7 protein-coding genes and 1 pseudogene are annotated in these 26,767 nt (G+C 46.5%); all 8 read left to right on the forward strand.

Annotation, left to right across the window (positions count from 1 at the left end):
- Positions 1–4: 4 nt before the first annotated feature.
- The 8 genes and pseudogenes from ACMX2I_RS11995 (at position 5) to ACMX2I_RS12030 (ending at position 26,743) form a co-directional block, all read left to right on the forward strand.
- Positions 5–7,672, forward strand: a complete 7,668-nt coding sequence (locus ACMX2I_RS11995) for an amino acid adenylation domain-containing protein (RefSeq protein ID WP_414957055.1) — start codon at positions 5–7, stop codon at positions 7,670–7,672.
- A gap of 25 nt (positions 7,673–7,697) precedes the next feature.
- Positions 7,698–18,509, forward strand: coding sequence for an amino acid adenylation domain-containing protein (locus ACMX2I_RS12000; RefSeq protein WP_414957056.1), 10,812 nt, complete (start codon positions 7,698–7,700; stop codon positions 18,507–18,509).
- A 7-nt stretch (positions 18,510–18,516) separates the two neighbouring features.
- Positions 18,517–22,347, forward strand: coding sequence for a non-ribosomal peptide synthetase (locus ACMX2I_RS12005; protein WP_414958331.1), 3,831 nt, complete (start codon positions 18,517–18,519; stop codon positions 22,345–22,347).
- Between the two features lie 109 nt (positions 22,348–22,456).
- Positions 22,457–22,849, forward strand: coding sequence for a DUF1360 domain-containing protein (locus ACMX2I_RS12010; RefSeq protein ID WP_414957057.1), 393 nt, complete (start codon positions 22,457–22,459; stop codon positions 22,847–22,849).
- A 152-nt stretch (positions 22,850–23,001) separates the two neighbouring features.
- Positions 23,002–24,534: a glycoside hydrolase family 10 protein gene (locus ACMX2I_RS12015; protein WP_414957058.1), complete on the forward strand. Its 1,533-nt coding sequence runs from the start codon at positions 23,002–23,004 to the stop codon at positions 24,532–24,534.
- Positions 24,535–24,648: 114 nt separating this feature from the next.
- A pseudogene (locus ACMX2I_RS12020) lies at positions 24,649–24,753 on the forward strand (alanine acetyltransferase); the annotation flags it as partial.
- Positions 24,748–25,215 (forward strand): GNAT family N-acetyltransferase, encoded by a 468-nt coding sequence (locus ACMX2I_RS12025; RefSeq protein ID WP_414958332.1) that lies wholly within the window; start codon positions 24,748–24,750, stop codon positions 25,213–25,215. The pseudogene ACMX2I_RS12020 and the gene ACMX2I_RS12025, both read left to right, overlap by 6 nt.
- Positions 25,216–25,600: 385 nt before the next feature.
- Complete coding sequence (locus ACMX2I_RS12030; protein ID WP_414957059.1) at positions 25,601–26,743, forward strand: acyl-CoA dehydrogenase family protein; 1,143 nt, start codon at positions 25,601–25,603, stop codon at positions 26,741–26,743.
- The last annotated feature ends 24 nt before the right edge of the window (positions 26,744–26,767 follow it).

The raw sequence follows: 26,767 nt of genomic DNA on the forward strand, positions 1-26,767 counted from the left end.
ACTGATGCCGCAGCAACCCGAAATAAAGGATATATACCCTTTGTCATTTATGCAGGAAGGGATGCTTTTTCACTCACTGTATGATGAACAGTCAAGAGCTTATTTTGAACAGGCTTCTTTTACGATACATGGACAGCTTGACTTGGAGCGTTTCCAAAAAAGTATGGATGGTGTTTTTGACAGATACGAAATCTTTCGAACAGCGTTCATCTATAAAAATGTAGCCAAACCTCGCCAGGTCGTGCTCAAGCATCGTCCTTGCCATATTCATTTTGAAGATATTTCCCATCTCAATGAAAGTGATAAAGAACATTGCACCGAGGCATTCAAAGAACAAGATAAATCCAGAGGCTTCGATCTCCAAACGGATGTACTGATGAGAATATCTATTTTGAAATGGGGGCCTGATCGTTATATCTGTATCTGGAGCCATCATCATATTTTAATGGATGGCTGGTGTTTAGGTATTGTTATTAAAGACTTTCTCCACATTTATCAAGCGCTCAGAAAAGGACAGGTTCCTGATTTGCCTCCCGTACAGCCGTACGGGACGTATATTAAATGGCTGATGCAGCTAGACCGAGAAGAAGCAGCTGAGTATTGGAAAAAGAGGCTTCTGCATTTCGAAAAAGCGACGCCTCTGCCCAAAAGAACAGATCAAATGCCAGATGGGACATTACAGCAGATCACGTTCACTATTTCTGAAAAAGAAACCTCCGAATTACAGAAAATCGCAACAGCGACTGGTGCGACGCTAAACACTGTTTTCCAAGCTTTATGGGGAATCATGCTCCAAAAGTTCAATCGCTGCAGCGATGTTGTGTTCGGATCAGTTATATCAGGCAGACCTTCTGAGCTAAAAGATGTGGAAAACATGGTCGGCCTTTTTATCAATACCATTCCTATTCGAGTCCAAAGTGATTCCCTTTCTTTTTCTGACCTAGTCAGCAGGATGCAAAAGGATATGACTGAAGCAGAAGCGTATAGTTACTTCCCTTTATATGACATTCAGGCGCAGAGTGCTCTTAAACAAGAGCTTATCGATCATATTATCGTCTTTGAAAATACACCTACCCAGCAAGAGATTGAAGGGCTGAATCAGGCTGGATCATTTGATTTCTCCGTGAAAGATTTTGAGATGGCAGAGGAGACCAACTATAGATGCAGTGTCAAAGTGATCCCAGGCCGTACCTTGTACGTTCGGATTCATTTTCATACTGGCGCTTATCAATCAAATATGATGTCTGAGATAAAAGATTATTTACAGCACATGATCTCTGACATCATCTCTGATCCAACTCTTTCCGTGTCAAAGATGACATTGCTGGATGAGAACAAAACAAGGAAAATTGTTTCTCAAAATAACAGGTCTGTATCCGTTTCGCCTAAAGCCCCAACCCTGCACGGACTGTTTGAACGACAGGCGGCTTGCACACCGGAGCGGCCAGCCATCCGTTTTTCCGGCGGTTCGCTGACATACGCTGAGCTTGACATGTATGCCAGCCGGCTGTCCGCGCGCCTTGCGGCACGCGGCGTCACCAAGGAAAGCATCGTCGGCATCCTGTCTGAGCGGTCACCTGACATGCTGATAGCTGTACTTGCCGTATTGAAAGCAGGCGGGGCGTATTTGCCGCTTGATCCTGCATATCCAGAGGAGCGGCTGAGCTACATGCTGAAAGACAGCGGCGCAGCTCTCGTGCTGACGCAGCCGGGATGTTCCGCACCGACCTTCTCCGGAGAGACACTTGAAGTTGACATGGCATCTCTTGCGAACGAAAAAGCAGAAAGTCATGTGTTTGCTCCCGCTGACAGCGGTTCTCTCGCCTATGTCATCTATACGTCAGGCTCCACCGGACAGCCAAAAGGAGTGGCCGTTGAGCACCGCCAGGCCGTTTCCTTTCTGACCGGTATGCAGCATCAATTTCCGCTTCAGGAAGAGGACATTGTCATGGTGAAAACCTCTTTTTCCTTTGATGCATCTGTCTGGCAGCTGTTTTGGTGGGCGCTTTCCGGCGCTTCAGCTTATCTGCTTCCGCCCGGCTGGGAGAAAGACCCGGCATTGATCGTAAAATCCATTCATCAGGAAAAAGTGACAACGGTTCATTTTATTCCGGCTATGCTGAACAGCTTTCTGGATCAAGCGGAAATGGAATCGCTGGGTGACGGGACAAGCCTGAAGCGTGTATTCGCCGGAGGTGAACCGCTTGCGCCCCATACGGCGGCCCGTTTTGCTTCTTTATTTCCGCAGGTTTCGCTGATCCATGGCTACGGGCCGACAGAAGCAACGGTAGACGCGGCATTTTACGTATTGGACCCAGAGCGAGACAGGGATCGCTTGCGGATTCCGATCGGGAAGCCTGTACCCGGTGCGCGTTTATATGTTTTAGATCCGCATTTAGCCGTACAGCCTTGCGGTGTCGCCGGCGAACTGTACATCGCCGGATCGGGTGTTGCCAGAGGCTATTTGAATCGGCCGGCATTAACAGAAGAGCGTTTTCTCGAGGACCCGTTTTACCCGGGTGAACGCATGTACAAAACCGGGGATGTGGCGCGCTGGCTCCCTGACGGGAATATTGAATTCCTCGGCCGGTTGGATGATCAGGTCAAAATCCGCGGCTACCGGATTGAGCCCGGAGAAATTGAAGCAACACTTAGAAGCATAGAAGGCGTAAGGGAGGCAGCCGTTACCGTACGGACAGACAGCGGCGAGCCAGAATTATGCGCCTATGCAGAAGGACTCGGAAGAAACGAGGTGCGGGCGCAGCTTGAAACGCTTCTGCCCGGCTACATGATCCCATCTCATATGATAGAGATGGAAGAGTGGCCGGTTACGCCAAGCGGAAAGCTTGACCGAAAGGCCCTGCCAGCTCCTGACGGAGCGGCAGATGAAAAGACCTACACGGCGCCAAGAAATGTGACAGAGATGAAGCTTGCCCATCTGTGGGAGGACGTGCTGAAAAACGGACCTGTCGGGATTCACGACAACTTTTTTGACCGTGGAGGACATTCCTTAAAAGCAACCGCGCTTGTGTCCCGGATCGCCAAAGAATTCGATGTGCAGGTGCCACTGAAAGATGTTTTTGCCCATCCGACGGTGGAAGGGCTCGCTTCCGTTATCCGTGAAGGAACGGATAGTCCATATGAAGCAATGAAGCCGGCGGAACAGCGGGAGACCTATCCGGTTTCCTCCGCCCAAAAACGGATTTATGTCCTTCAGCAGCTGGAGGACGGGGGGACAGGCTACAATATGCCGGCTGTGTTAGAGCTGGAAGGGAAGCTGGACCCGGAAAGGCTGGACAGGGCTTTCCAAGAGCTGATCAAGCGCCACGAGTCGCTTCGGACATCCTTCGAACAGGACGAAGGCGGCGAGCCGGTGCAGCGCATCCATGACGAGGTGCCGTTTACATTACAGACCGCATTCCTTGGCGAACAAACCGAACAGGAAGCCGCAGCCGCGTTTATCCAGCCGTTTGACCTCACCCAAGCGCCGCTGTTCCGTGCCCAAATCGTACAGGTATCAGATGAGCGGCACCTGTTGCTGGTTGATATGCATCACATTATTTCAGACGGTGTTTCCGTCAACATTCTGATTCGAGAATTCGGGGCGCTTTACAACAACCGAACCCTTCCGATGCTTCACATTCAATATAAGGACTACGCCGTATGGCAGGAAGGATATAAAAAAGGAGACGCGTACCAGACGCAGGAGACGTACTGGCTGAAGCAGTTCGAGGGCGAGCTGCCGGTGCTGGATCTCCCGGCTGATCATACCCGCCCGCCGGTGCGGAGCTTCGCCGGTGACAAGGTCTCATTTACGCTTGATCAAGAGGCCGCATCAGGTCTTCATACACTGGCACGGGAGAATGGAAGCACACTGTACATGGTGCTCCTGGCGGCTTACACAGCGTTATTATCACGCTTAAGCGGACAAGAAGAGATCATCGTTGGATCGCCAATTGCCGGCCGGCCGCACAAGGACCTTGAGCCGATACTCGGTATGTTTGTGAACACGTTGGCGCTTCGGACACGCCCGGAGGGCGGGAAGCCGTTTGGACAGTATTTGCAGGAAGTGCGTGACACAGCATTGGAAGCGTATGAACATCAGGATTATCCGTTCGAAGAGCTTGTCGCCAAGCTTGGGGTGACGCGGGATACGAGCCGGAATCCAGTGTTTGACGTGATGTTTGTTCTTCAAAATATGGATCAGGAATCAATGCAGCTGGATGAACTGTGTCTCAAACCTGCAGCAAACAACGGGCATCAAACATCCAAATTTGATTTAACCCTGTATGCTCACGAACAGCCCCGGGGGTTGCTGACGTTCCAAATGGAATTTAGTACGGACTTATATAAGAAAAAAACGATAGAAAAGTGGCTTCATTATTTCATCAATATGTTACTCTCCATCATCCAAGACAGCAAAGCCGCTCTCGGAACAATAAATATACTGAATGAGGATGAGACCCATTACCTTATCCATGAGCTCAATCGTACAAAAATAGAATATCCAAGAAATGAAACCATCAGCAGGCTCTTTGAAGTCCAGGCTGAACAAACGCCTAATGCCGTAGCAATTGTCAGCGATACACAAGTGTTAACTTACGCGGACCTGAACAGACGGGCAAATCAAATCGCTTCTGTTCTACAGAGAAAGGGAGTCGGGCCTGAGAGTGTTGTAGCTTTGTGGACAGGACGAACACCAGAACTCATAGCAGGAATGCTGGGTATTCTGAAAGCGGGGGGAGCCTACCTGCCTATTGCTTCTGATCTGCCTGTTGAGCGAATAGCTTACATCCTCTCAGACAGCGGAGCGACATTCCTTCTTCAATCTGAAAAAGTCGACAAACGGCTATTAGACATTGAATGTGAACAAATCATAATCGAAGACATTCAAAAGCAGGGAAAAACGACGAATATTGAATCGTCTGCAGGGCCGCATTCGCTCGCTTATATCATTTATACCTCTGGATCAACCGGTAAACCAAAGGGTGTCATGATTGAGCAGCGAAGTGTCATTCGCCTTGTTAAAAACAGCAATTATATTGCATTTACACCTGCAGACCGTCTTCTCATGACATCATCTATCGGTTTTGATGGTGTGACATTTGAAATATTTGGACCGCTGCTAAATGGGGCAGCTTTGCACCTGTCCGAGAAACAGGTATTTCTCGATCCCCATCAGCTTAAGAGATACATAGAACATCACGGGATCACAACGATGTGGCTGACATCTTCTCTATTCAATCATTTGACAGAGCAAAATGAGACAACATTTTCACAGCTGAACCATCTGATTATAGGCGGAGAAGCTTTGTCGGTGAGCCACATCAATCGAATTAAAAATGTCTGCCCGGAAGTATCGATATGGAACGGATATGGGCCAACCGAAAATACAACTTTTTCGACGTGCTTTCACATTCAAAAAACATATGAACTTTCCATTCCGATCGGGCGGCCGATTGGTAATTCCACCGCTTATATCTTAAATAAATGGGGAATGCTGCAGCCGATCGGAGCTGTTGGCGAACTTTGTGTCGGCGGAGATGGCGTCGCCAGAGGATATTTGGGCCGTCCTGATTTAACGAGAGAGAAATTTATCCCAAATCCATTTGCGTCTGGCGATCGACTGTACCGCACAGGTGATCTGGCGCGCTGGCTTCCCGATGGCACAATTGAGTACGTTGGCCGTATTGATGATCAAGTAAAAGTCAGAGGCTACCGGGTGGAGCTGGGTGAGATCGAATCAGCACTTCGCCAAATAGAGGGGGTCAAAGAAGCAGCTGTATTGGCACGTACAGGACAGACAGGGAGCAAAGAGCTGTTTGGCTACATCAGTGTGAAAGCAGGCACGAATGCTGAGCAAGTGCGTTCTCTTCTCGCGCGTTCACTGCCAAATTATATGATTCCGGCGTACATCATTGAAATGGATACACTTCCGCTGACATCAAACGGAAAATTGAACCGGAAAGCACTGCCTGAACCAGATTTTGCATCTAAACAAACGTACGTCCCGCCACGCAACGAACTTGAAGAGCAGCTGGCATTGATCTGGCAGGAGGTTCTAGGCATCCAGAGGATCGGAATAGAGGATTCGTTCTTTGAATTGGGCGGAGATTCAATCAAGGCCCTTCAAGTTTCTGCACGCCTCGGACGCCACGGGTTAAGCCTGCAGGTAAGTGATTTATTCCGTCATCCAAAGATAGAAGACGTATCACCATTTATCCGTAAAACAGAAAGAATCATAGAGCAAGGACCCGTTGAAGGAGAGGTTCCATGGACGCCTGTTCAGCAATGGTTTCTTTCACAAGATATTGAAGAACGACACCATTTCAACCAGTCTGTCATGCTTTTCCATTCTGACCGTTTGTCTGAAGACGCTCTTAGAGCATCCTTAAAAAAACTGGCGGAGCATCATGATGCGCTTCGGATGGTTTATCACAACGATGACGGGCGGTGGACTCAAATCAACCAAAGCATACATGAATCACAGCTATATAGTTTAAGAATATCTGATCTTTCACAGACAGAAGGCGGTTGGGAAACACAAATCAAACAAGAAGTTGCAGATCTTCAGCAAAGCATCAATTTGCAGAAAGGACCATTGTTACATGCCGTGTGGTTTAAAACACTGTCCGGAGATTACTTGTTCCTTACCATCCACCATCTTGTCGTTGACGGGGTTTCATGGCGGATTTTGCTTGAGGATTTGTCAGCTGGATATCAACAAGCTGCTGCAGGCGAGGCGATTCAACTTCCGCCTAAAACTGATTCCTATCAGGAATACGCAAGACGAATACAGGGCTATGCCCAAAGCAGCAAGCTGATTCGTGAGGAAGCGTATTGGCGAAGTGCAGAAGAACAGCAAGCTGCGCAACTGCCATATGACATGTCGCATCATGAGAACACCGACTGCAGCAAAAGGGACTCGGTAAGCTTTTCACTCTCTGAAGCAGACACTGACGTTTTGCTGCAAAACGTCAATCACGCCTATGGTACAGATACACAAGATATTCTGTTAACCGCGGCTTCCTTGGCGATTTGTGAATGGGCAGGCGCAAGCAAGCTCCGAATCGCTATGGAAGGACACGGGAGAGAACACATTCTGCCGGAGTTAGATATCAGCCGGACGGTCGGTTGGTTTACATCCATTTACCCGGCCCTCATAAGCTTTGAAAATCATAGGAATGAGCTCGGGACGGCAGTAAAAACCGTTAAAGATACACTGGGCCGGATACCAAACAAAGGGGTGGGTTACGGTATGCTGAAATACCTCACACACCCTGAAAACAAAAGCATTACGTTTTCAAAAACACCTGAAATCAGCTTTAACTATTTGGGCCAGTTCAATGACATAGAAAGACAGGGCAGTTTCCGCCCATCAAGTCTTGGAAACGGAAAGGATATCACTCTTACATGGAAGCGTGAGCAAATCATCGAGATGAGTGCTATGGCAGCAGACAACAAGCTTCATTTCAGTCTTAGTTATCCGCCAGCCCGCTTTCATCGAAACACAATGGATCAGCTTATCAACAGGATCGAACACTTTTTGCTGGACATTATGAAACACTGCGCCGGTAAACAGAAAGCAGAAAAGACACTGAGCGATTTTAGCAGCCAATCATTAACGGCAGAGGATTTGGACAGTATATCCAGCTTGGTGGAAGAATTGTAGAAAATCGTGACAGGGAGACATGAACATGACAAAAGCGAATTCAATTCAGGATATTTATCCGCTGTCTTACATGCAGGAAGGGATGCTTTTTCATTCCCTCCTGCAAAAAGATTCACGGGCATATGTCGAGCAAGCTTCTTTTACAATAGAAGGGAAAGTCAACCCGCAGTATTTTCAAAACAGCATCAATGCTCTTGTAGCCAGACACGATATTTTCAGAACGATTTTTATCAGTCAAAATGTTTCATCTCCCCAGCAGGTTGTCCTGAGAGAACGGAATGTCATCGTACAGGAAAAAGACATCACGCATTTAAACGAAGAGAAGCAGTCACAGTTTATCGAGCAATTGAAAGAAGAGGACCGTGCTCAAGGGTTTCAGTTGCAAAAAGATATGCTCATGCGCATCACTCTGATTCAAACAGGAGAGGGCCAATACACTTGTATTTGGACCTTTCATCACATCATGATGGACGGCTGGTGCCTCAGCATTGTGTTAAAGGAGTTTCTCCATATTTACGCATCTTTTGTACACGGCTCCCCTATATCATTGGAGCCGGTCCAGCCATACGGAAGGTATATCAAATGGTTGATGGAGCAAGACAAAGAGCAGGCAGTTTCATATTGGGAACATTATCTATCCGGCCATGAACAGCAAACCATGCTCCCGAAGCAGAAAAAAACAAAGGGGAGAAGCAGGCAGGAACACGTTACGTTTTCATTCTCTAAGGAAGAAAGCAGCAGGCTTTCGGAGCTTGCCGCAAGAGAAGAAGTAACACTCAGTACAATTTTCCATACCATTTGGGGCATTCTGCTTCAAAAATATAATAATAACGATGACGCCGTATTCGGATCTGTCATGTCAGGAAGGCCCGCCGAAATCGAAGGCATTGAACAGATGATAGGCCTTTTCATTAACACGATACCGGTTCGGGTGCAGGGAGAAAAAACGCCATTTCTACAGCTCATAAAAGATATGCAAAAAGACCGTCTTGCCGCTGAAGCATACAGCTACCACCCTTTATATGAGATTCAAGCCCGTTCAGCGGTTAAGCAAGGGTTGATTGATCATATTCTCGTATTTGAAAACTATCCGGTACAGCAAGAGATTCAGATGCTGAATAAACAGGAACATGCTTCTGATCTTTTTCAGATTCATAACTTCACTGTGGCAGATGAAACCAACTACAGCTTTTATCTTATGGTAGCGCCAGGTGAAGAAATCCATATTAAAATGAGCTATGATGCTGAACAGCATGATCGGTCTTTTGTGCTTTCTGTCAAGGGGCATCTTCTGAATGCCGTATCACAAATCTTAAACAATCCGAATCTTCCACCCTCAGAAATTGATATCACGACTGACGCTGAAAAGCAGCAGCTGATTGGTGAAATGGCAGACCTATCACCTGTTTACGAAACCATCCATGCTATGTTTGAAGCACAAGCGGAAAAGACACCGGACGCTTATGCTGTAATTGATCAAGCCTGCTCGTTAACATACAGAGAACTGAACAAATCGGCTAACAGATTGGCACGGCAATTGCGAATGAAAGGTGTTGCGAGACAGGAGCCTGTTGCGATCATGATGGAACGCTCTGCGGCGTTTATCACCGGTGTTCTTGGAATCTTAAAGGCAGGCGGTGCCATTGTTCCGATTGATCCGTATTATCCGGCTGACAGAATCCATTATATTCTAAATGACTGCGGCTGTTCGCATGTTGTTTCACAAGCGCATCTTTCCTCATCGCTTGAAAACAATTACTCTATCACTCATGCAGAAGATTTCGAAAGCCAAAAAGATGACAGTAACCTACAGTCAGTCAACAATGCGGACGATCTCCTGTATATGATTTACACATCAGGCACAACAGGTAAACCAAAGGGTGTTCAATTTGAACATCGAAACATGGCTAACTTGCTGAAGTTCGAATATACTCACTCCGGCATTGACTTTGAAGCAGATGTTCTGCAATTTGCGACACCTGCCTTTGACGTCTGTTATCAAGAAATTTTTTCAGCGCTTCTTAAAGGCGGCACACTGCACATCGTGCCAGAAGCCATAAAAAGAGATGTGCCTCAGCTGTTTGCATTTATAAACAAGCATCAGACGAATATTGTGTTTGTCCCAACGGCTTTTATCAAAATGATTTTCAGCGAGCAGCACTTTGCGAACTCGTTTCCTTACGGTGTCAAACACCTGATTGCAGCTGGAGAACAATTAATCATTTCAAGCCTTTTTCAAGATGCATTACGTAAACGCGGCATGCACCTGCACAATCATTACGGACCTGCAGAAACTCATGTGGTATCTACGCATACCATTCATCCGGGAGACCCTATTCCTGAGTTTCCTCCAATCGGTAAACCGATAGGCTGTACTGAACTATATATTTTGAATCATCAAAAACAGCTGCAGCCCTGCGGCGTATCAGGTGAACTCTATATTTCCGGCGCAAGTGTTGCCAGAGGATATGTCAATCACGATAGCCTGACACGTGACAAATTTTCACCTGATCCTTTCAGGCCCGGAGCGATCATGTACCGTACGGGTGATTTGGCCAGACGACTTGAAGACGGCAGCATCGAATATATCGGACGGGCAGACAATCAAGTGAAAATCAGAGGTTATCGAATTGAACCGCAAGAAATCGAAATCACACTGATGAACCACCCGGACATTAAGGAAGCCGCCATTCTCATCAGGCAAGACCGAAGCGGTGAACATGAATTATGCGCTTACTATTGCAGTGTACAAAAGCTGGATGCAATAGATTTACGCCGCTATATGGCTAGTGAGCTCCCGGAATACATGATCCCTGCGAAATGGGTATGGGTTGACAGCATACCTCTTACCCCAAACGGAAAAGTAGATCAATCAGCACTTCCTGAATCAGATGATTCAATCAGCGGGATTCCATATACTGCCCCTCGTAATCTGTTAGAGGCAAAGCTTTCGCAAATATTTGAAGATGTGCTGAAAAATGGTCATATAGGCATCCAAGACAACTTTTTTGACCATGGCGGCCACTCGTTGAAAGCAACAGTCCTTATGTCACGGATTGCAAAGGAATTTCATGTGCAAGTTCCGCTTAAGGACATCTTTGGCCACCCTACGGTAGAAGGATTGGCTTCAATCATTCGAGATGCAGAGCAAAATCCGTATGCAGCAATTGAACCAGCAGAAGAAAGGGAGACATATCCTGTATCCTCGGCACAAAAACGGACATATGTGCTTCAGCAACTTGATGAGGGTGTCGCCTACAACATGCCAGCGGTCTTAGAATTGGAAGGGGCACTGGATGTCGCTAAACTGTCTGCTGTATTTAAAGAATTGATCAGTCGGCATGAGCCGCTTCGAACTTCATTTGTATCTGGGGCTGATGGCGAGCCGGTTCAGCGTATCCATACCGAAGTGCCGTTCACATTAAGTAAAGAGACCGCTATCGAGGGTTTTGTCCGTCCCTTTGATCTGAGCCAGGCGCCGTTATTTAGAGCGGGCCTTATTAAAGTGGCGAACGAGAAGCATGTATTGCTGGTGGACATGCATCATATCATTTCAGATGGCGTATCCGTCCAGCTCTTAATCCGAGAATTCACCGATCTTTATGCAAACCGGCAGCTTAAGCCATTGCGGATCCAGTATAAAGATTACGCCGTTTGGCAGCAGCAATTTAAAAAGGGGGACTCGTACCAAAAGCAGGAGATTTATTGGCAACAGCAGTTTAGCGGGGACCTTCCTGTACTAGAGCTTCCGACAGATAAACGCCGTCCGGCAGAACGGCAATTCACAGGCGGAAAAGTAACCTTTCAAATGGATAAAGAGATTACGGCCAGCATAAAACGGCTCGCCCGTCAAAACAGAAGCACGCTTTACATGACGCTTCTCGCTTTGTATTCAGCCTTTTTGTCTCGATTAAGCGGTCAGGATGATATCGTGATTGGTTCACCTATCGCCGGACGGCCCCACGCCGACCTTGAAGCTGTTCTTGGGATGTTCGTTAATACATTGGCTCTCCGGACACGCCCGGCCGGTAATAAGACATTTGAAGAATTTCTGAAAGAAGTCAGACAGACGGCACTAGAAGCGTATGAGCATCAGGATTATCCGTTTGAAGAGCTTGTGGATAAACTCGGTGTGCAGCGGGAAATGAGCCGGAATCCATTGTTTGACACAACGCTTGTTCTTCAGAATATGGAACAGCATAAGTTGAAAATGAAAGAGGTACAGCTTCAATGGCACGATTTGCAGCATCCAATATCGAAGTTTGATATTTCCCTGTATGTGACAGAACACGATTCCGAGCTATTCTGTCAGTTTGAATACAGTACAGCTTTGTTTGAGAAAGAAACCATCCAAAGGTGGGCCGGCCTTTTCACCACCCTTGTGGAACATACAGCTGTCAGCCCTGAAACAGAATTGGACAACATTCCACTCTTAACAAAAGAAGAAGAGAGGGCTTTCGTTGAATCATGCCATCCGTTTCAGGAGACAGGCTATCCGATAAATCGAACTCTCCACTATGCATTCGAAGAGCAGGCAGCAAAAACGCCTGATCAGCCGGCCGTTATCTTTGAACATGGAGCGATAACCTATAAAGAATTGAACGAACAGGCTAACCGTATCGCCTGGGAGCTGATCGAACGAGGAGTAAAATCTGAAACAACAGTTGCCATTATGGGAAGGCGTTCGCCTGAAATGCTGATTGGTATTTATGGCATTCTTAAAGCTGGCGGCGCTTATCTGCCCATTGACCCGGATTATCCGGAAGAACGAATCAGCTTTCTGCTGGAGGACAGTGGTACAAACATTCTCCTGCTTCAGTCTGCCGGCCTGCGTGTTCCGGCATTTGCAGGGGAGATTGTCTATCTCAATCAGACAAATAGCGGGCTGAAACATCGTTTGTCCAATCCGAATGCGGACGTTCTCCCGCAATCTTTAGCATATGTCATCTATACATCCGGCTCTACCGGGAGGCCTAAGGGTGTTGAAGTTGAACATCGATCAGCGGTGAATTTTTTGAATTCCCTTCAGTCCCGTTATCGGCTGAAGCAATCAGATGTGATTATGCATAAAACATCCTATTCATTTGACGCTTCAATATGGGAACTGTTTTGGTGGCCTTATGCTGGTGCTTCTGTTTATCTGCTTCCTCAGGGAGGCGAAAAAGAACCTGAAGTGATCGCGCAGGCTATAGAAGAACAAAAGATTACAGCTATGCATTTTGTGCCTTCAATGCTTCATGCATTTTTAGAACATATAAAATATCGCCCTGTACCGATTAAGACAAAGGCACTCAAGCGGGTGTTTTCCGGGGGAGAGCAGCTGGGAACCCATCTCGTCTCCCGATTTTGCGAGTTGCTTCCAAATGTTGCATTAACCAATTCCTACGGACCAACGGAGGCAACCGTAGAAGCTGCGTTCTTTGATTGTCCGCTGTATGAAAAACTTGAACGTATTCCAATTGGAAAACCTGTTCATCATGTCAGATTGTATATCCTCAATCAAAAGCAGCGGATGCTGCCTGCCGGATGTATCGGCGAACTGTACATTGCAGGAGCCGGTGTTGCCAGAGGCTATTTGAATCAGCCGGCATTAACAGAAGAGCGTTTTCTTGAGGATCCGTTTTACCCGGGTGAACGCATGTACAAAACAGGGGATGTGGCGCGCTGGCTCCCTGATGGACATGTTGAATTCCTCGGCCGGTTGGATGATCAAGTCAAAATCAGAGGCTACCGGATTGAGCCCGGAGAAATTGAAGCGGCGCTTAGAAGCATAGAAGGCGTAAGGGAGGCGGCCGTTACCGTACGGACAGACAGCGGCGAACCGGAATTATGCGCCTATGCAGAAGGATTCGGAAGAAATGAGGTGCGGGCGCAGCTTGAGAGAGTGTTGCCGAGCTACATGATCCCAGCTCATATGATAGAGATGGAAGAGTGGCCGGTTACGCCAAGCGGAAAGCTTGACCGAAAGGCCCTGCCAGCTCCTGACGGAGCGGCAGATGAAGAGACCTACACGGCGCCGAGAAATGTGACCGAGATGAAGCTTGCTCAGCTGTGGGAGGACGTACTGAAAAACGGCCCTGTCGGGATTCACGACAACTTCTTTGACCGCGGAGGACATTCTCTAAAAGCAACGGCGCTTGTGTCCCGGATCTCAAAAGAATTCGATGTTCAGGTGCCGCTGAAAGATGTGTTTACCCATCCGACGGTAGAAGGGCTGGCTTCCGTTATCCGTGAAGGAACGGACAGTCCATATGAAGCGATGAAACCGGCGGAACAGCGTGATACCTATCCGGTTTCCTCTGCTCAAAAGCGAATTTATGTCCTTCAGCAGCTGGAGGACGGAGGGACCGGCTACAATATGCCGGCTGTATTAGAACTGGAAGGGAAGCTTGACCCCGAAAGGCTGGACAGGGCTTTCAAAGAGCTGATCAAGCGCCACGAGTCGCTTCGGACATCCTTTGAACAGGACGAAGGCGGCGAGCCGGTGCAGCGCATCCATGACGAAGTGCCGTTTGCATTACAAACAGCAGTCCTCGGCGAACAAACCGAACAGGAAGCGGCAGCCGCGTTTATCAAATCGTTTGATCTCAGCCAAGCGCCGCTGTTCCGTGCCCAAATCATAAAGGCATCAGAGGAACGGCATCTATTGCTGGTTGATATGCATCACATGATTTCAGACGGTGTTTCCGTCAACATTCTGATTCGGGAATTCGGGGCGCTTTACAACAACCGGAACCTCCCGGCGCTTCACATTCAATACAAAGACTACGCCGTATGGCAAGAAGGGTTTAAAAAAGGGGACTCGTACCAGACGCAGGAGGCGTACTGGCTGAAGCAGCTCGAGGGCGAGCTGCCGGTGCTGGATCTCCCGGCTGATCATACCCGCCCGCCGGTGCGAAGCTTCGCGGGTGACAAGGTCTCCTTTACGCTTGATCAAGAAACTGCATCAGGCCTTTATAAGCTGGCACAGGAGAATGGAAGCACATTGTACATGGTGCTCCTTGCGGCTTACACAGCGTTATTATCACGCTTAAGCGGACAAGAAGAGATCATAGTCGGCTCGCCAATTGCCGGCCGTCCGCACAAGGATCTTGAGCCGATACTCGGTATGTTCGTGAACACGCTGGCGCTTCGGGCACGCCCGGAGGGCGGGAAGCCGTTTGTACAGTATTTGCAGGAAGTGCGCGCCACTGCATTGGAAGCCTATGAGCATCAGGATTATCCGTTCGAAGAGCTTGTCGATAAGCTTGGAGTGACGCGGAATATGAGCAGAAACCCGCTATTTGATACCATGTTAGTTGTCCAAAATAATGATTACGAGCCATTGCATCTGCATGATTTGCAAATGAAGCCGGCAGAAGTTTCTCATCTCGTTTCTAAATTCGATTTGACACTACAAGCATCTGAGGGTGACGGGAACATACATTTTCTTTTTGAATATTCAACCGCACTGTTTGAGAAAACCACCATGGAACGCTGGGCATCTCATTTGACAAATGTACTTCGCATCATCGGAAAAAATCCAGAGGTGACACTCAACCGTATCGACATCCTGATCCAAGAAGAGCGAAACCAGCTGCTCAATGAGTTTAACATCAGGAAAGCAAATCAATACGAAGAACAAACAATCAGTCAATTGTTTGAGCAGCAAGCTGCACGAACACCAAAAGCCTCTGCACTTGTCATCGGAGACAAAACACTCACATATCAGGAGCTTGACGAGTGGTCCAATGGAATCGCACACACATTGCGCAGCAGAGGTGTTAAACCGGACACACCAGTAGGCATCATGATGCCTCGTTCGTTCAGCATGGTAGCAGCTATACTTGGTGTGTGGAAAGCAGGCGGCTGTTACGTTCCCATTGATCCTGAATACCCATCGGAACGGAAACGCTATATTCTCAGCGATAGCGGAACGAAACTGCTGTTGACAGTAAATGAAGCGGATTGGAGAGCTGATGATGATTTTGAAGGAGAGATCTTGACCGTACAAGACGCGAAGGCATACGACAAATCACCGCTGCCGCAAGTATCGTCTGCTCATCATTTGGCCTATATCATTTATACATCAGGAACGACGGGCCGCCCAAAAGGGGTGATGGTCGAGCATAAAGGCATTGCCAACACTCTTCAATGGCGGCGAAGCGCTTATGCTTTCAACGAGACAGATACTATCCTGCAGCTCTTTTCTTTCTCATTTGACGGCTTTTTAACTAGTATGTTCACACCGCTTTTGTCAGGTGCAAAAGCAGTTCTGCTTTATGAAGAGGAAGCGAAGGACATTCTGGCCATTAAGCATCAGCTGTCTCGTCACCGGATTACACATATGATTATTGTGCCTGTTTTATATCGAGCGCTTTTGGACGTAGTGCAGCCGGAAGATGTAAAGACGCTGAGAGTCGTCACACTGGCAGGAGAAGCAGCTGACCGCGAGTTGATCGACCGCAGTATGGCCATATGTCCGCATACCGAACTCGCCAACGAATATGGGCCGACAGAAAACAGTGTAGCCACTACCGTCATGAGACATATGGAAAAGCAGACATACGTTAGCATCGGCCAGCCAATTGACGGGACCCAAGTGCTGATTTTAAACAGTAATCATCAGCTTCAGCCAATCGGTGTTGCGGGAGAGCTTTGTATAGCGGGAACTGGGATTGCAAGAGGGTATGTCAACCTTCCTGAACTGACAGAGAGTGCATTCATCCAGAACCCATTCAAACCCGAAACACGAATGTACCGAACAGGAGACGCCGCCAGATGGATGGCCGACGGAACAATCGAATATCTGGGAAGAATCGATGATCAAGTCAAAATCAGAGGCTATCGTGTAGAAACGAAAGAAATTGAAGCAGTCATCCGTTGTATAAACGGTGTACAAGACGCCGCAGTAGTTGCTCATGAAACAGCGTCAGGACAAACCGAATTAAGCGCTTATGTTGTGACAAAACCAGAGCTGAGCACAAATACAGTACGTTCAGCATTACAAAACAAGCTGCCGGTGTTTATGCACCCTGCATATATTGAAAAACTGGACTCACTTCCATTGTCACCAAACGGCAAGCTGGATCGCAGAGCACTTCCAAAACCCGTATCAAAGAGAGAAGCTGAACGTCCATTCCTCCCACCAGCCAGCAAGATGGAACAAATACTGGAAGATATATGGAAGGAAGTGCTGGGGGCAGAAAAGATCGGGACTGCTGATTCGTTCTTTGAGCTTGGCGGAGATTCGATCAAAGCGTTACAGGTATCGGCACGGCTTCACCGGATAGAAAAGCAAATGGCAGTGAAAGATTTGTTTAGCCATCCGACCATTCAAGAATTGGCAGCTTATATCCGTGATTCAAATACAAGTTCCACCCAAGCTTCTGTTGAGGGAGACGTGCAATGGTCACCTGTTCAGAAATGGTTTCTTTCTCAAGATATAAAAGAAAAACACCATTTTAATCAGTCCGTAATGCTGCATCGAAGCACCTCTATACAAGAAGACGCACTGCGCAAAACGTTAAAAGCAATAACAAGTCATCATGATGCGCTGCGGATGGTATTTTCACAGAATGAACAAGGATATTGGAATCAATATAATCGGCCGATCAGTCATTCGGACGATGCACTGTATGGCCTTCAGATGATTGATTTATCAGCTCCAGAAGACACTAACGGAAATAGAGCGTATGAGCCTATTATCAAACACCATGTACGTGATATTCAGCAGAAAATGGATTTGAAGAATGGTCCGCTGCTGCAAGCCGGTCTTTTCCGCACAACTGACGGTGATTTCTTATTTTTATCGGCTCATCACTTCGTCGTTGACGGCATCTCATGGCGGGTTCTGCTTGAAGATTTGTCTTTAGGGTATCGCAAAGCTGCTGGCGGGGAGGATATCAAACTGCCGCCTAAAACAAGCTCGTTTAAAGCGTACGCGAAAAAGCTTTCTGGCTATGCAGAAAGCCAGCAGCTTATAAAACAGCTCAAGTATTGGCGCGAAACCGAAGAATATCAAACAGCAGCACTGCCTTTTGATCAAATCGACGGGCCCATAGCAAACGAGAGAAAACGATCCACCATTTCGTTTACATTAAACGATAAAGAGACAGCTGCGCTTTTAAAAGATGCCAACAGCGCATACAACACAGATACTCAGGATTTGCTTCTCGCTTCTGTCATTCTCGCGCTGCGCCATTGGACCAATCAATCCGCCTTCAAACTATCATTAGAAAGCCACGGGCGAGAGGATGTATTAGACGGGATTGATGTGAGCCGTACGGTTGGATGGTTTACTGCCATTTATCCGTTATTGATTGAACTGAACGCAGACTTGCCAGATTCGGAAGAAGGCATGGTTCATGTGCTAAAAACAACAAAAGATACACTGAGACGTGTACCGGACAAAGGATTCGGCTACGGTGTCATCAAATATTTGACGCCGCCTGACAAAAAAGACATCAATTTCACAGGCGCGCCAGAAATCAGCTTCAATTATTTGGGGCAATTTGAAAGCGGTAGCCCAGCTGAAGCACCTGAGGAGGACGCCTTCTCATTCTCTCCGCTTGGTGCCGGGGATGATATCAGCACAACATGGAACCGTGAACAGTCGCTGGATATCAGCGCAATCGCTGCAGAAGGAAAAATGACTGTCAATATGACTTATGACAATGCCCGCTTTGAGCGCAAAACCATCGAACAGCTTAGCGAAACATGCCGTCAATTTTTATTACAGCTGATCGAACACTGCCAGAACAAAAGCGAAACAGAAAAGACCATCAGTGATTTTGATGATCAAGAACTGACCGAGGACGCGCTGCAAGAGATTGCTGATATGCTCAGTTTTCACTAATGAATCCGTGAAGAAAGGTGCAGATACTATGGATAACATCAAAAAAATCAAGAACATTTATCCTCTGAGTCATATGCAGGAGGGAATGCTGTTTCATTCCTTCCTCCGTAAAGAGGAGGGGGCATACGTTGAGCAGTCGCTCTTCACCATTAAAGGGAGCCTCAGTTATGAATGGTTTCAGCGCAGCATTCAAACCATCATCGACCGCCATGACATTTTCAGAACCGTGTTTTTGCCGCACGTCCCGCATTTGTCGGGACCTCGGCAAGTCGTGATGACAGAACGCGAATTCCATTTGTACAGCGAAGACATTTCCCATCTGCCCACAAACGGGCAGAATGAGTATATTGAATGCTTTAAGGAGAAGGACAAGCAAAAAGGCTTTGATTTGCAAAAAGACATGCTGATGCGGATTTATCTATTCAAAACAGCTGAAGAGGAGCATGTTTGCATCTGGAGCCACCATCACATTTTAATGGACGGCTGGTGCCTTGGCATCGTTCTTCAGGAATTTATGCGGATTTATCAATCGATTCATACAGGAAAACCGCTTTCTTTAGACCCTGTCCGTCCGTACAGCACCTATATTTCCTGGCTGACAAACCGTGACAAAGAAACAGCGGCGGAGTACTGGGATTCCTATTTAAAAAACTACAGCACCCCATCACCGCTGCCTCGTGTGTCTGATGAAGAAACAAAAGAGGGTTATCAACGTGAAGATTTGATATTTTCATTAAATAAACCACTGACAGACAAGCTCAAAGAGACTGCCAAACAACATGGCGTCACGCTTGCCACCTTTATTCAGGCAGTTTGGGGTTTGATGCTGCAGCAATATAACCGCACTGACGACGTTGTATTTGGCGCGGTTGTCTCAGGCAGACCGTCAGAAATTCCGGGTGTGGAACAAATGATAGGATTGTTTATCAATACCATTCCGGTTCGCATTAAAACATTTCAAGGCGAAACGTTTCAGGAGCTGGTCAGACGATGCCAGAAAGAAATGCTGGAAGCTGAGCCGTTTACCTGCCAGCCTTTATTTGATATTCAGGCAAACACCGCTTTAAAACAGGAACTGATTGATCACATTATTGTCTTTGAAAACTATCCGATACAGCAGAAAATCGCCGATTCCGCGGATTCACCGCTGCAAATCGATCAAGTGAAGGTATCCGAGCAATCAGGATATCACTTTAATCTTGTCGTTGCTCCCGGCGAAGAACTGATCATCAAATTCAGCTATAATGCGTTCATTTACGATGCTGCCTGGATCAGCTGTATCAAGAGGCAATTTACACAAGCGCTAAGCACAGCGGCCCATCACCCTGATACGCCAATTGCTGATTTTTCTTTTCTTGATGCTACAGAAAAAGAGCAGATTGTCACACAGTTCAACCATACAAAAACAGAATATCCAAAGAATCATACAATTATAGATTTATTTCGTGAACAAGCAGAAAAGACGCCAGACCATATCGCACTTGTGTGTGGGAATTTGACTTTTTCGTATAAAGAACTTGATCAACGCTCTAATTCACTCGCCAGAGCGTTATATCAAAAAGGGTTTCGGCAGAACGAGACAGCCGGCATATTGGCTGCTCATTCTGCCGAATTCATGATCAGTGTGCTTGCCGTTTTAAAAGCAGGAGGAGCATACCTCCCGCTTGACGCCGAGCTCCCGCCTGAACGTGTCAGCTTTATGCTCGAGGAAACACAAGCGAAAATACTAATTATCCAAAAAGGGTTAGAGGCAAACGCTTCGTTCTCAGGAACATGTATGACTTCAGATGCACATGCCTGGATGGAAGAGAATGATACCCCTATCAACGTCGGCTCCAGCCCGGACGATCTTGCATACATCATGTATACCTCAGGATCAACAGGCCGGCCGAAAGGCGTCATGATCACCAATCGCAATGTCGTGTCCCTTGTCAAAAACAGCAATTACACGTCTGCGTCCGTTGATGACCGATTTATTCTGACTGGATCTATCAGCTTTGACGCCGTCACCTTTGAAATGTTCGGTGCGCTATTAAATGGTGCAAGTCTTCATATCATTGATAAATCGACAATGCTGGCACCTGATCGGTTTGGGGCGTATTTGCTTAAAAATGGCATCACAGTGCTATTTTTAACTACGGCTCTTTTTAATCAGCTGGCACAGGTACAAGCAGACATGTTCCGCGGGCTCCATACGTTATATGTCGGTGGAGAAGCACTCGCGCCTGCCCTTATGAATGCTGTCAGACACGCCTGTCCAGATCTCGCACTTCATAATATTTACGGGCCTACGGAAAACACAACATTTTCAACATTTTTTAAGATAAAAAGAGACTATGCAGGGCCGATTCCGATCGGAAAACCAATCAGCAATAGTACCGCATTCATCTTAGATACACAAGGACGCCTTTTGCCAATAGGTGTTCCCGGCGAGCTTTGTGTCGGCGGTGATGGGGTCGCAAAAGGCTATTTGAACAGAGATGACCTGACAAATGATGTTTTTTCTCCTCATCCTTTCTTGTCTGGAGAAAGAATATATCGTACCGGTGATTTAGCTCGCTGGCTGCCCGATGGAAACTTAGAATACATCAGCAGGATTGACAGGCAGATGAAAATCAGGGGAAAACGAATTGAGCCCGCCGAAATTGAAGCGCGCCTGTTAGAAATGGAAGGTGTGCAGGAAGCGGCAGTGACAATGAAAGAAAAAGACGGAGAGGCGCAGCTGCACACTCATTACGTCAGCGATGGCAAACGAACAGAAAAGGAAATCCGCGCAGATTTGGCGCGTGTGCTCCCGGACTATATGATCCCGCAGCACTGGGTGCGTGTAGACCGGATGCCGCTTACCGGAAACGGAAAAATAGACCGCAGCGCTCTTCCTATACCAGAAAATAAACCTGACAAACGCCAGAACATCACACTGCCCAGAAACTTGGTTGAGGAAGAGTTGGCGAACATCTGGAAACATGTTCTTGGTGTCCAGACCATCAGTATTGATGATGACTTCTTTGCTATTGGCGGACATTCGCTAAAAGCACTGCAAGTCATACACACATTAAAGCATCAGCAGCAAATAGACATACCGATTGATCTCTTGTTCGAATATCCGACCATCGCTCAGCTTGCCGAAAAACTTTATTCCAAACAGCTGACAGCGGCAGATGAACAACATGTGATCAAATTAAATCAGCAAGGCGCGCAAAACCTTTTCTGCTTTCCGCCGATATCAGGATTTGGCAGTTATTTCAAAGATCTTGCTTTATTGCTGAATAACAAGGCATCTGTCTATGGATTTCACTTTATTGAACATGACACCCGCATTGAACAATATGTCAATAGCATCACAGACATACAGCCTGAAGGCCCTTACGTTTTATTAGGCTACTCCGCGGGAGGCAACCTTGCTTTTGAAGTGGTACAGGCTATGGAGCAGAGAGGATTGGAAGTCAGTGACTTTATTATCGTGGACGCTTATCTAAAAGAACAGCCTATCCCTATCGATGCTGGACATGACGAATCGGCAGCTTACCTGCCTGAAGCGGTCAGAAAAAAGGTGATGACGAAAAAAAGAAACTATCAGGAATATTGGGCGCAGCTGCTGAATGAAGGGCAGGTCAAAGCAAACATTCATTTTATTGAAGCTGGAATTCAAACCGAAACCGGGCATACAGGCTTAACGAAATGGAAAGGCGCCGCCTTCGGAAGCTACAGCGAATACACTGGTTTCGGCGCTCATAAAGACATGCTGGAAAGCACATATGCTGAAAAGAACGCTGCCATCATCCTTGACGTTTTAGACAAGATCACTACAAATCAAGCAATACTGCACAAACGATAAAGCGATTTGCGGATAGAGACCCTTTCTCTGTCCGTCTTCTTTTTTGTATCAAGAATGGATAAAGGACACTAGGGAATGATAACATCATCCTTTTTCTTGGAGGCTTGTCATGGATGATCTTTCTTGGCTTACTTTTATCATGCTGATTCTTGCCAGCTACAGGCTGACACATTTGATTGTATTCGACAAAATCACAGAATTTATCCGAAAACCTTTTATGAAGAAGAAAAGGATCGTTGATCAAAACGGGCATGTAGATGTAAAAAACGTTCCGGCTTCTAACTTTGGGTATATGCTCAATTGCTACTGGTGTGCGGGCGTTTGGTGTGCGATCTTGATCGGATTGGGCTATCTCTTTTTGCCTCGTATTGCAGTTCCAGTCATCTTTATTTTAGCCATCGCAGGAGCACAAGCGATTCTTGAAACAGCTGTCGGTGTCGGCGTAAAACTCGTTGATGTGTTAAAGAACCTGCAAACCATGATAAATGATAAAAAGTCCTAAAGCAGAGCAAATATGCTTCAGGACTTTTTTCGTTTATCTGGTGATATAGACGTAAATCCTGATTTCTTCAAACCGATTAAGCACCCTTTTACAGCCCGGGAATACCGTAATAGCGAAAAGTGAAAGTGATGTAATGGGGGAGAAGAAACAGAATGAAGGTTCGCCAAAAGCCGATTGTCCGTTTCCTTGTCAGCTTGATTATCGGAACGTTTGTCATCTCCGTTCCATTTATGGCCAATGCGCATCCTGACAGGGAACTAAGAGCCGTATGGATTGCTTCCGTCTTAAACCTTGATTGGCCGTCAAAGAAAGGTTTAACAACGGAAGAACAAAAACAAGAGTATATCAAACTGCTTGACGATGTACAGACAATGGGAATGAATGCCGTTATTGTTCAGATTAAACCGACGGCAGATGCCTTTTATCCGTCCGCTTACGGACCTTGGTCTGAGTACTTAACCGGTGTCCAAGGCAAAGACCCGGGCTATGATCCGCTAGCATTTTTGATTGAAGAAACCCATAAACGAAATTTGGAATTTCACGCATGGTTTAATCCTTACCGTATTACGATGAATCATACGGATCTCGATAAATTGTCTGAGGATCATCCGGCACGAAAGCATCCAGAATGGGTTGCCGCTTATGGAAACCAGCTTTATTACCATCCGGGCATTCCTAAAGCGAGAGATTTTATCGTGAAAAGCATTGAGGAAGTCGTAAAACATTATGATATCGATGCTGTTCATATGGATGATTATTTTTACCCCTATAAAATAGCGGGACAGGAGTTTCCTGATCAAAGACAATATGAACAATATGGAAAAGGCACGTTTTCCAATATTGATGACTGGCGGCGTGATAATGTGAACCAGCTAGTCAAACAAATCAACCAAACGATCAAGGCCGCGAAACCCTACGTCAAATTCGGCATCAGTCCATTTGGTGTATGGAGAAACGCGGCAGATGACCCGACCGGCTCAAATACCAAAGCAGGCGTCAGGAATTATGACGACCTATACGCCGACACAAGACATTGGATTCAAGAAGGAGACATCGATTATATTGCGCCGCAAATCTATTGGAGCATCGGCTTTAACGCAGCGGCTTACGACGTGCTGGCTGATTGGTGGAGCAATGAAGTCAACAATAGGCCTGTTCATTTATATATTGGGCAGGCAGCTTATAAAATCAACAACAACTTTGATCCGCCATGGTCCGACCCTGAGGAGTATGTAAGACAAATCACCTTAAACCGTCAGCTTGAGCTTGTAAAAGGAAGCATGCACTTCAGTCTCAAAGACCTCAACAAAAATCCGCTTGGCATTAAAGACAGGCTCATCACCAAGCTTTACAGCAAACCGGCATTGGTTCCGCAAATGCCTTGGCTTGACAGTGCCGCACCAAAAAAACCAAAGCTTATGAAGGTCACCAAAGACAAAAACGGCAATCTGCTGCTCATTCAAGACCACCCGTCAAATCAAAAAACGAAAGAAACTACCTATTATGCGATATACAGAGCCGAAGGGGAATCGACCAAAACCTTGCTGGGAACCGTGAGAAAAACAAATGGGCAGCAAACCTTCTTAGATGAAACAGCAGACCCAAATAAGAAGTATACGTATTATGTCACTTCAGCAGACCAGCTCCATAACGAAAGCAAAGCTTCCAAACGAAAGACAAAATAAGAAGTGAGAAGGACGGCTTTCAAAGTCGTCTTTTTTTAAAAGTGATGTTGGAGACAGGATTCTTATGATAAGCCGCTGAATTTGTTAAAGAAAAAAAGCAAGGGAGAGACTCATATGAATATGGAAGCGGTTTTTGGACATTTCCCAGTATTGGAATCTGAGAATCTAGTTTTAAGTAAAATTGAAGAGGTGCACGTACAGGACGTATTTTCGATTTATGATAATGTCAGAGTATTTGAATATTGCGGCATCATCCCGAAACATAACATAAAAACAATACATAAAATGATCGGCCATTTTGATCGGGATTACAACAAAAAAAGCAGAATTAAGTGGGGGATTTTTCCGAAGAATCAAGAGAATACACTGGTTGGGATTATTGAAGCGATGGATTTTAATCAAAAAGTAAACATGGTGACAATTGGATACTACTTAGGTGAAGAATACTGGGGGAAAGGGTTTGCTACAGAATCCGTCCGCATGCTTGCAGCATTTTTATTTAAAAACGTCAATGTAAACAGGATTCAAGCTGAAGTCATGCCTGAAAATGAAGCTTCAAAAAACGTCCTCTTAAAAAACAATTTTATAAAAGAAGGATTGCTCAGGCAGGAGTCCTATTGGTCAGGTAAAGGAGTTGTTGATGTAGAGATATACGGCCTTCTTAAAAACGAATACATATAAGTCTTTCTTTTTTCAAATACAATCCGAATATCAATGTCTGACAGAAGAGCTCACTTAATTGCGGGGCGAATCTCCAATCTAGTCTGGTCATACGCCATTTTAACTGATTCGGCTGAAGAACCCTTTTTGCTGCACTTTTTTTTCCTGACCGGGCACCGCTCTTGTTTTATGCCTATGTTCTTTCTCTATCAAAAACTGGATCGATCACAGTTCCCGACACTATTAAATAGGCACGCCATTGCGTTTGCGATGTGGATGTATGCTCATCCCGTAGATGTTTTTACATAAAAAATGACCCCATTTTAATTTTCAGACTTCTTTTGTCAGGGAATGATTACAGAACTCGCCTAATAGGATGTTACAAAGATGTGAAGGAGGAAACCACGTGAATTTTGAGCTGACAAAAGAACAGCAAATGGTGCGTGAAATGGTAAAGGATTTTGCGAAAAAAGAAATTGCTCCTCACGCTGAACATGTAGATCAAACAGGCGAGTTCCCGATTCAAACATTTAAAAAAATGGGTGAAATCGGGCTGATGGGCATTCCATTTCCAGAAGAATACGGCGGATCGGGAGGAGATACGATTTCATATGCCTTAGCGGTTGAAGAAATCGGCAAAGCCTGCGGCAGTACTGGATTAAGCTATGCAGCGGCGGTCTCGCTCGGCGCAAGCCCGCTTTATTACTTCGGAACAGAAGAACAAAAACAGGCGCATTTGACTCCGCTGGCGTCGGGCAAAGCACTCGGATCATTCGGCCTAACGGAACCAAATGCCGGATCAGATGCAGGAGGCACTCAAACGAAAGCGGTAACAAACAGTGACGAGTACGTGATTAACGGCGAAAAATGCTGGATCACAAATGCAAGCTACGCACGCACGGTGATTGTGACCGCAGTAACAGGCAAAAACAAAGACGGAAAAAACATCATTTCCGCATTGATTGTGCCAACCGACACACCCGGACTTACGATTACGAGCCCGTACGATAAAATGGGCGTCCGAGGTTCAAACACAGCGGAAATTTTGCTTGAAGATGTCAGAGTGCCTGCGGGCAACTTACTCGGTGATCCAACAAAAGGGTTTAAGCAGTTTCTATACACGCTGGACGGCGGACGAATCTCTATCGCCGCTCTTGCAGTCGGCATTGCCCAAGCCGCACTTGAAGCATCATTGGCATATGCGAAAGAACGGAAGCAGTTCGGACAGCCGATTTCTTCCTTTCAGGCGATACAATTTAAGCTTGCCGACATGGCGATGGAAATTGATCTGGCGCGGCAAATGGTGTTAAAAGCCGCATGGCTGAAAGACCATAAACGACCGTTCACAAAAGAAGCGGCGTATGCCAAGCTCTTTGCATCTGAAATGGCGACAAGAGCTTGCAATCAAGCTATTCAAATCCATGGAGGTTCAGGCTATATGAGGGAATATGGGGTAGAGCGGATGCTGCGGGACGCAAAATTAATGGAAATCGGTGAAGGCACATCTGAAATTCAGCGTATCGTGATCGCCAGACAGCTTTTAACGTAAAATGTAAACGCTTTCCCACCTCTT

The sequence above is a fragment of the Bacillus sp. SW14 genome (genome assembly GCF_047608225.1).
Classification (GTDB): Bacteria; Bacillota; Bacilli; order Bacillales; family Bacillaceae; genus Bacillus; species Bacillus subtilis_G.

What these genes read in the sequence shown, in the direction of transcription:
- ACMX2I_RS12000 (WP_414957056.1), top strand. Translation starts at nt 7,698, where the DNA reads ATGACAAAAGCGAATTCAATTCAGGATATTTATCCGCTGTCTTACATG.
- ACMX2I_RS12010 (WP_414957057.1), top strand. Translation starts at nt 22,457, where the DNA reads ATGGATGATCTTTCTTGGCTTACTTTTATCATGCTGATTCTTGCCAGC.
- ACMX2I_RS11995 (WP_414957055.1), top strand. Translation starts at nt 5, where the DNA reads ATGCCGCAGCAACCCGAAATAAAGGATATATACCCTTTGTCATTTATG.
- ACMX2I_RS12015 (WP_414957058.1), top strand. Translation starts at nt 23,002, where the DNA reads ATGAAGGTTCGCCAAAAGCCGATTGTCCGTTTCCTTGTCAGCTTGATT.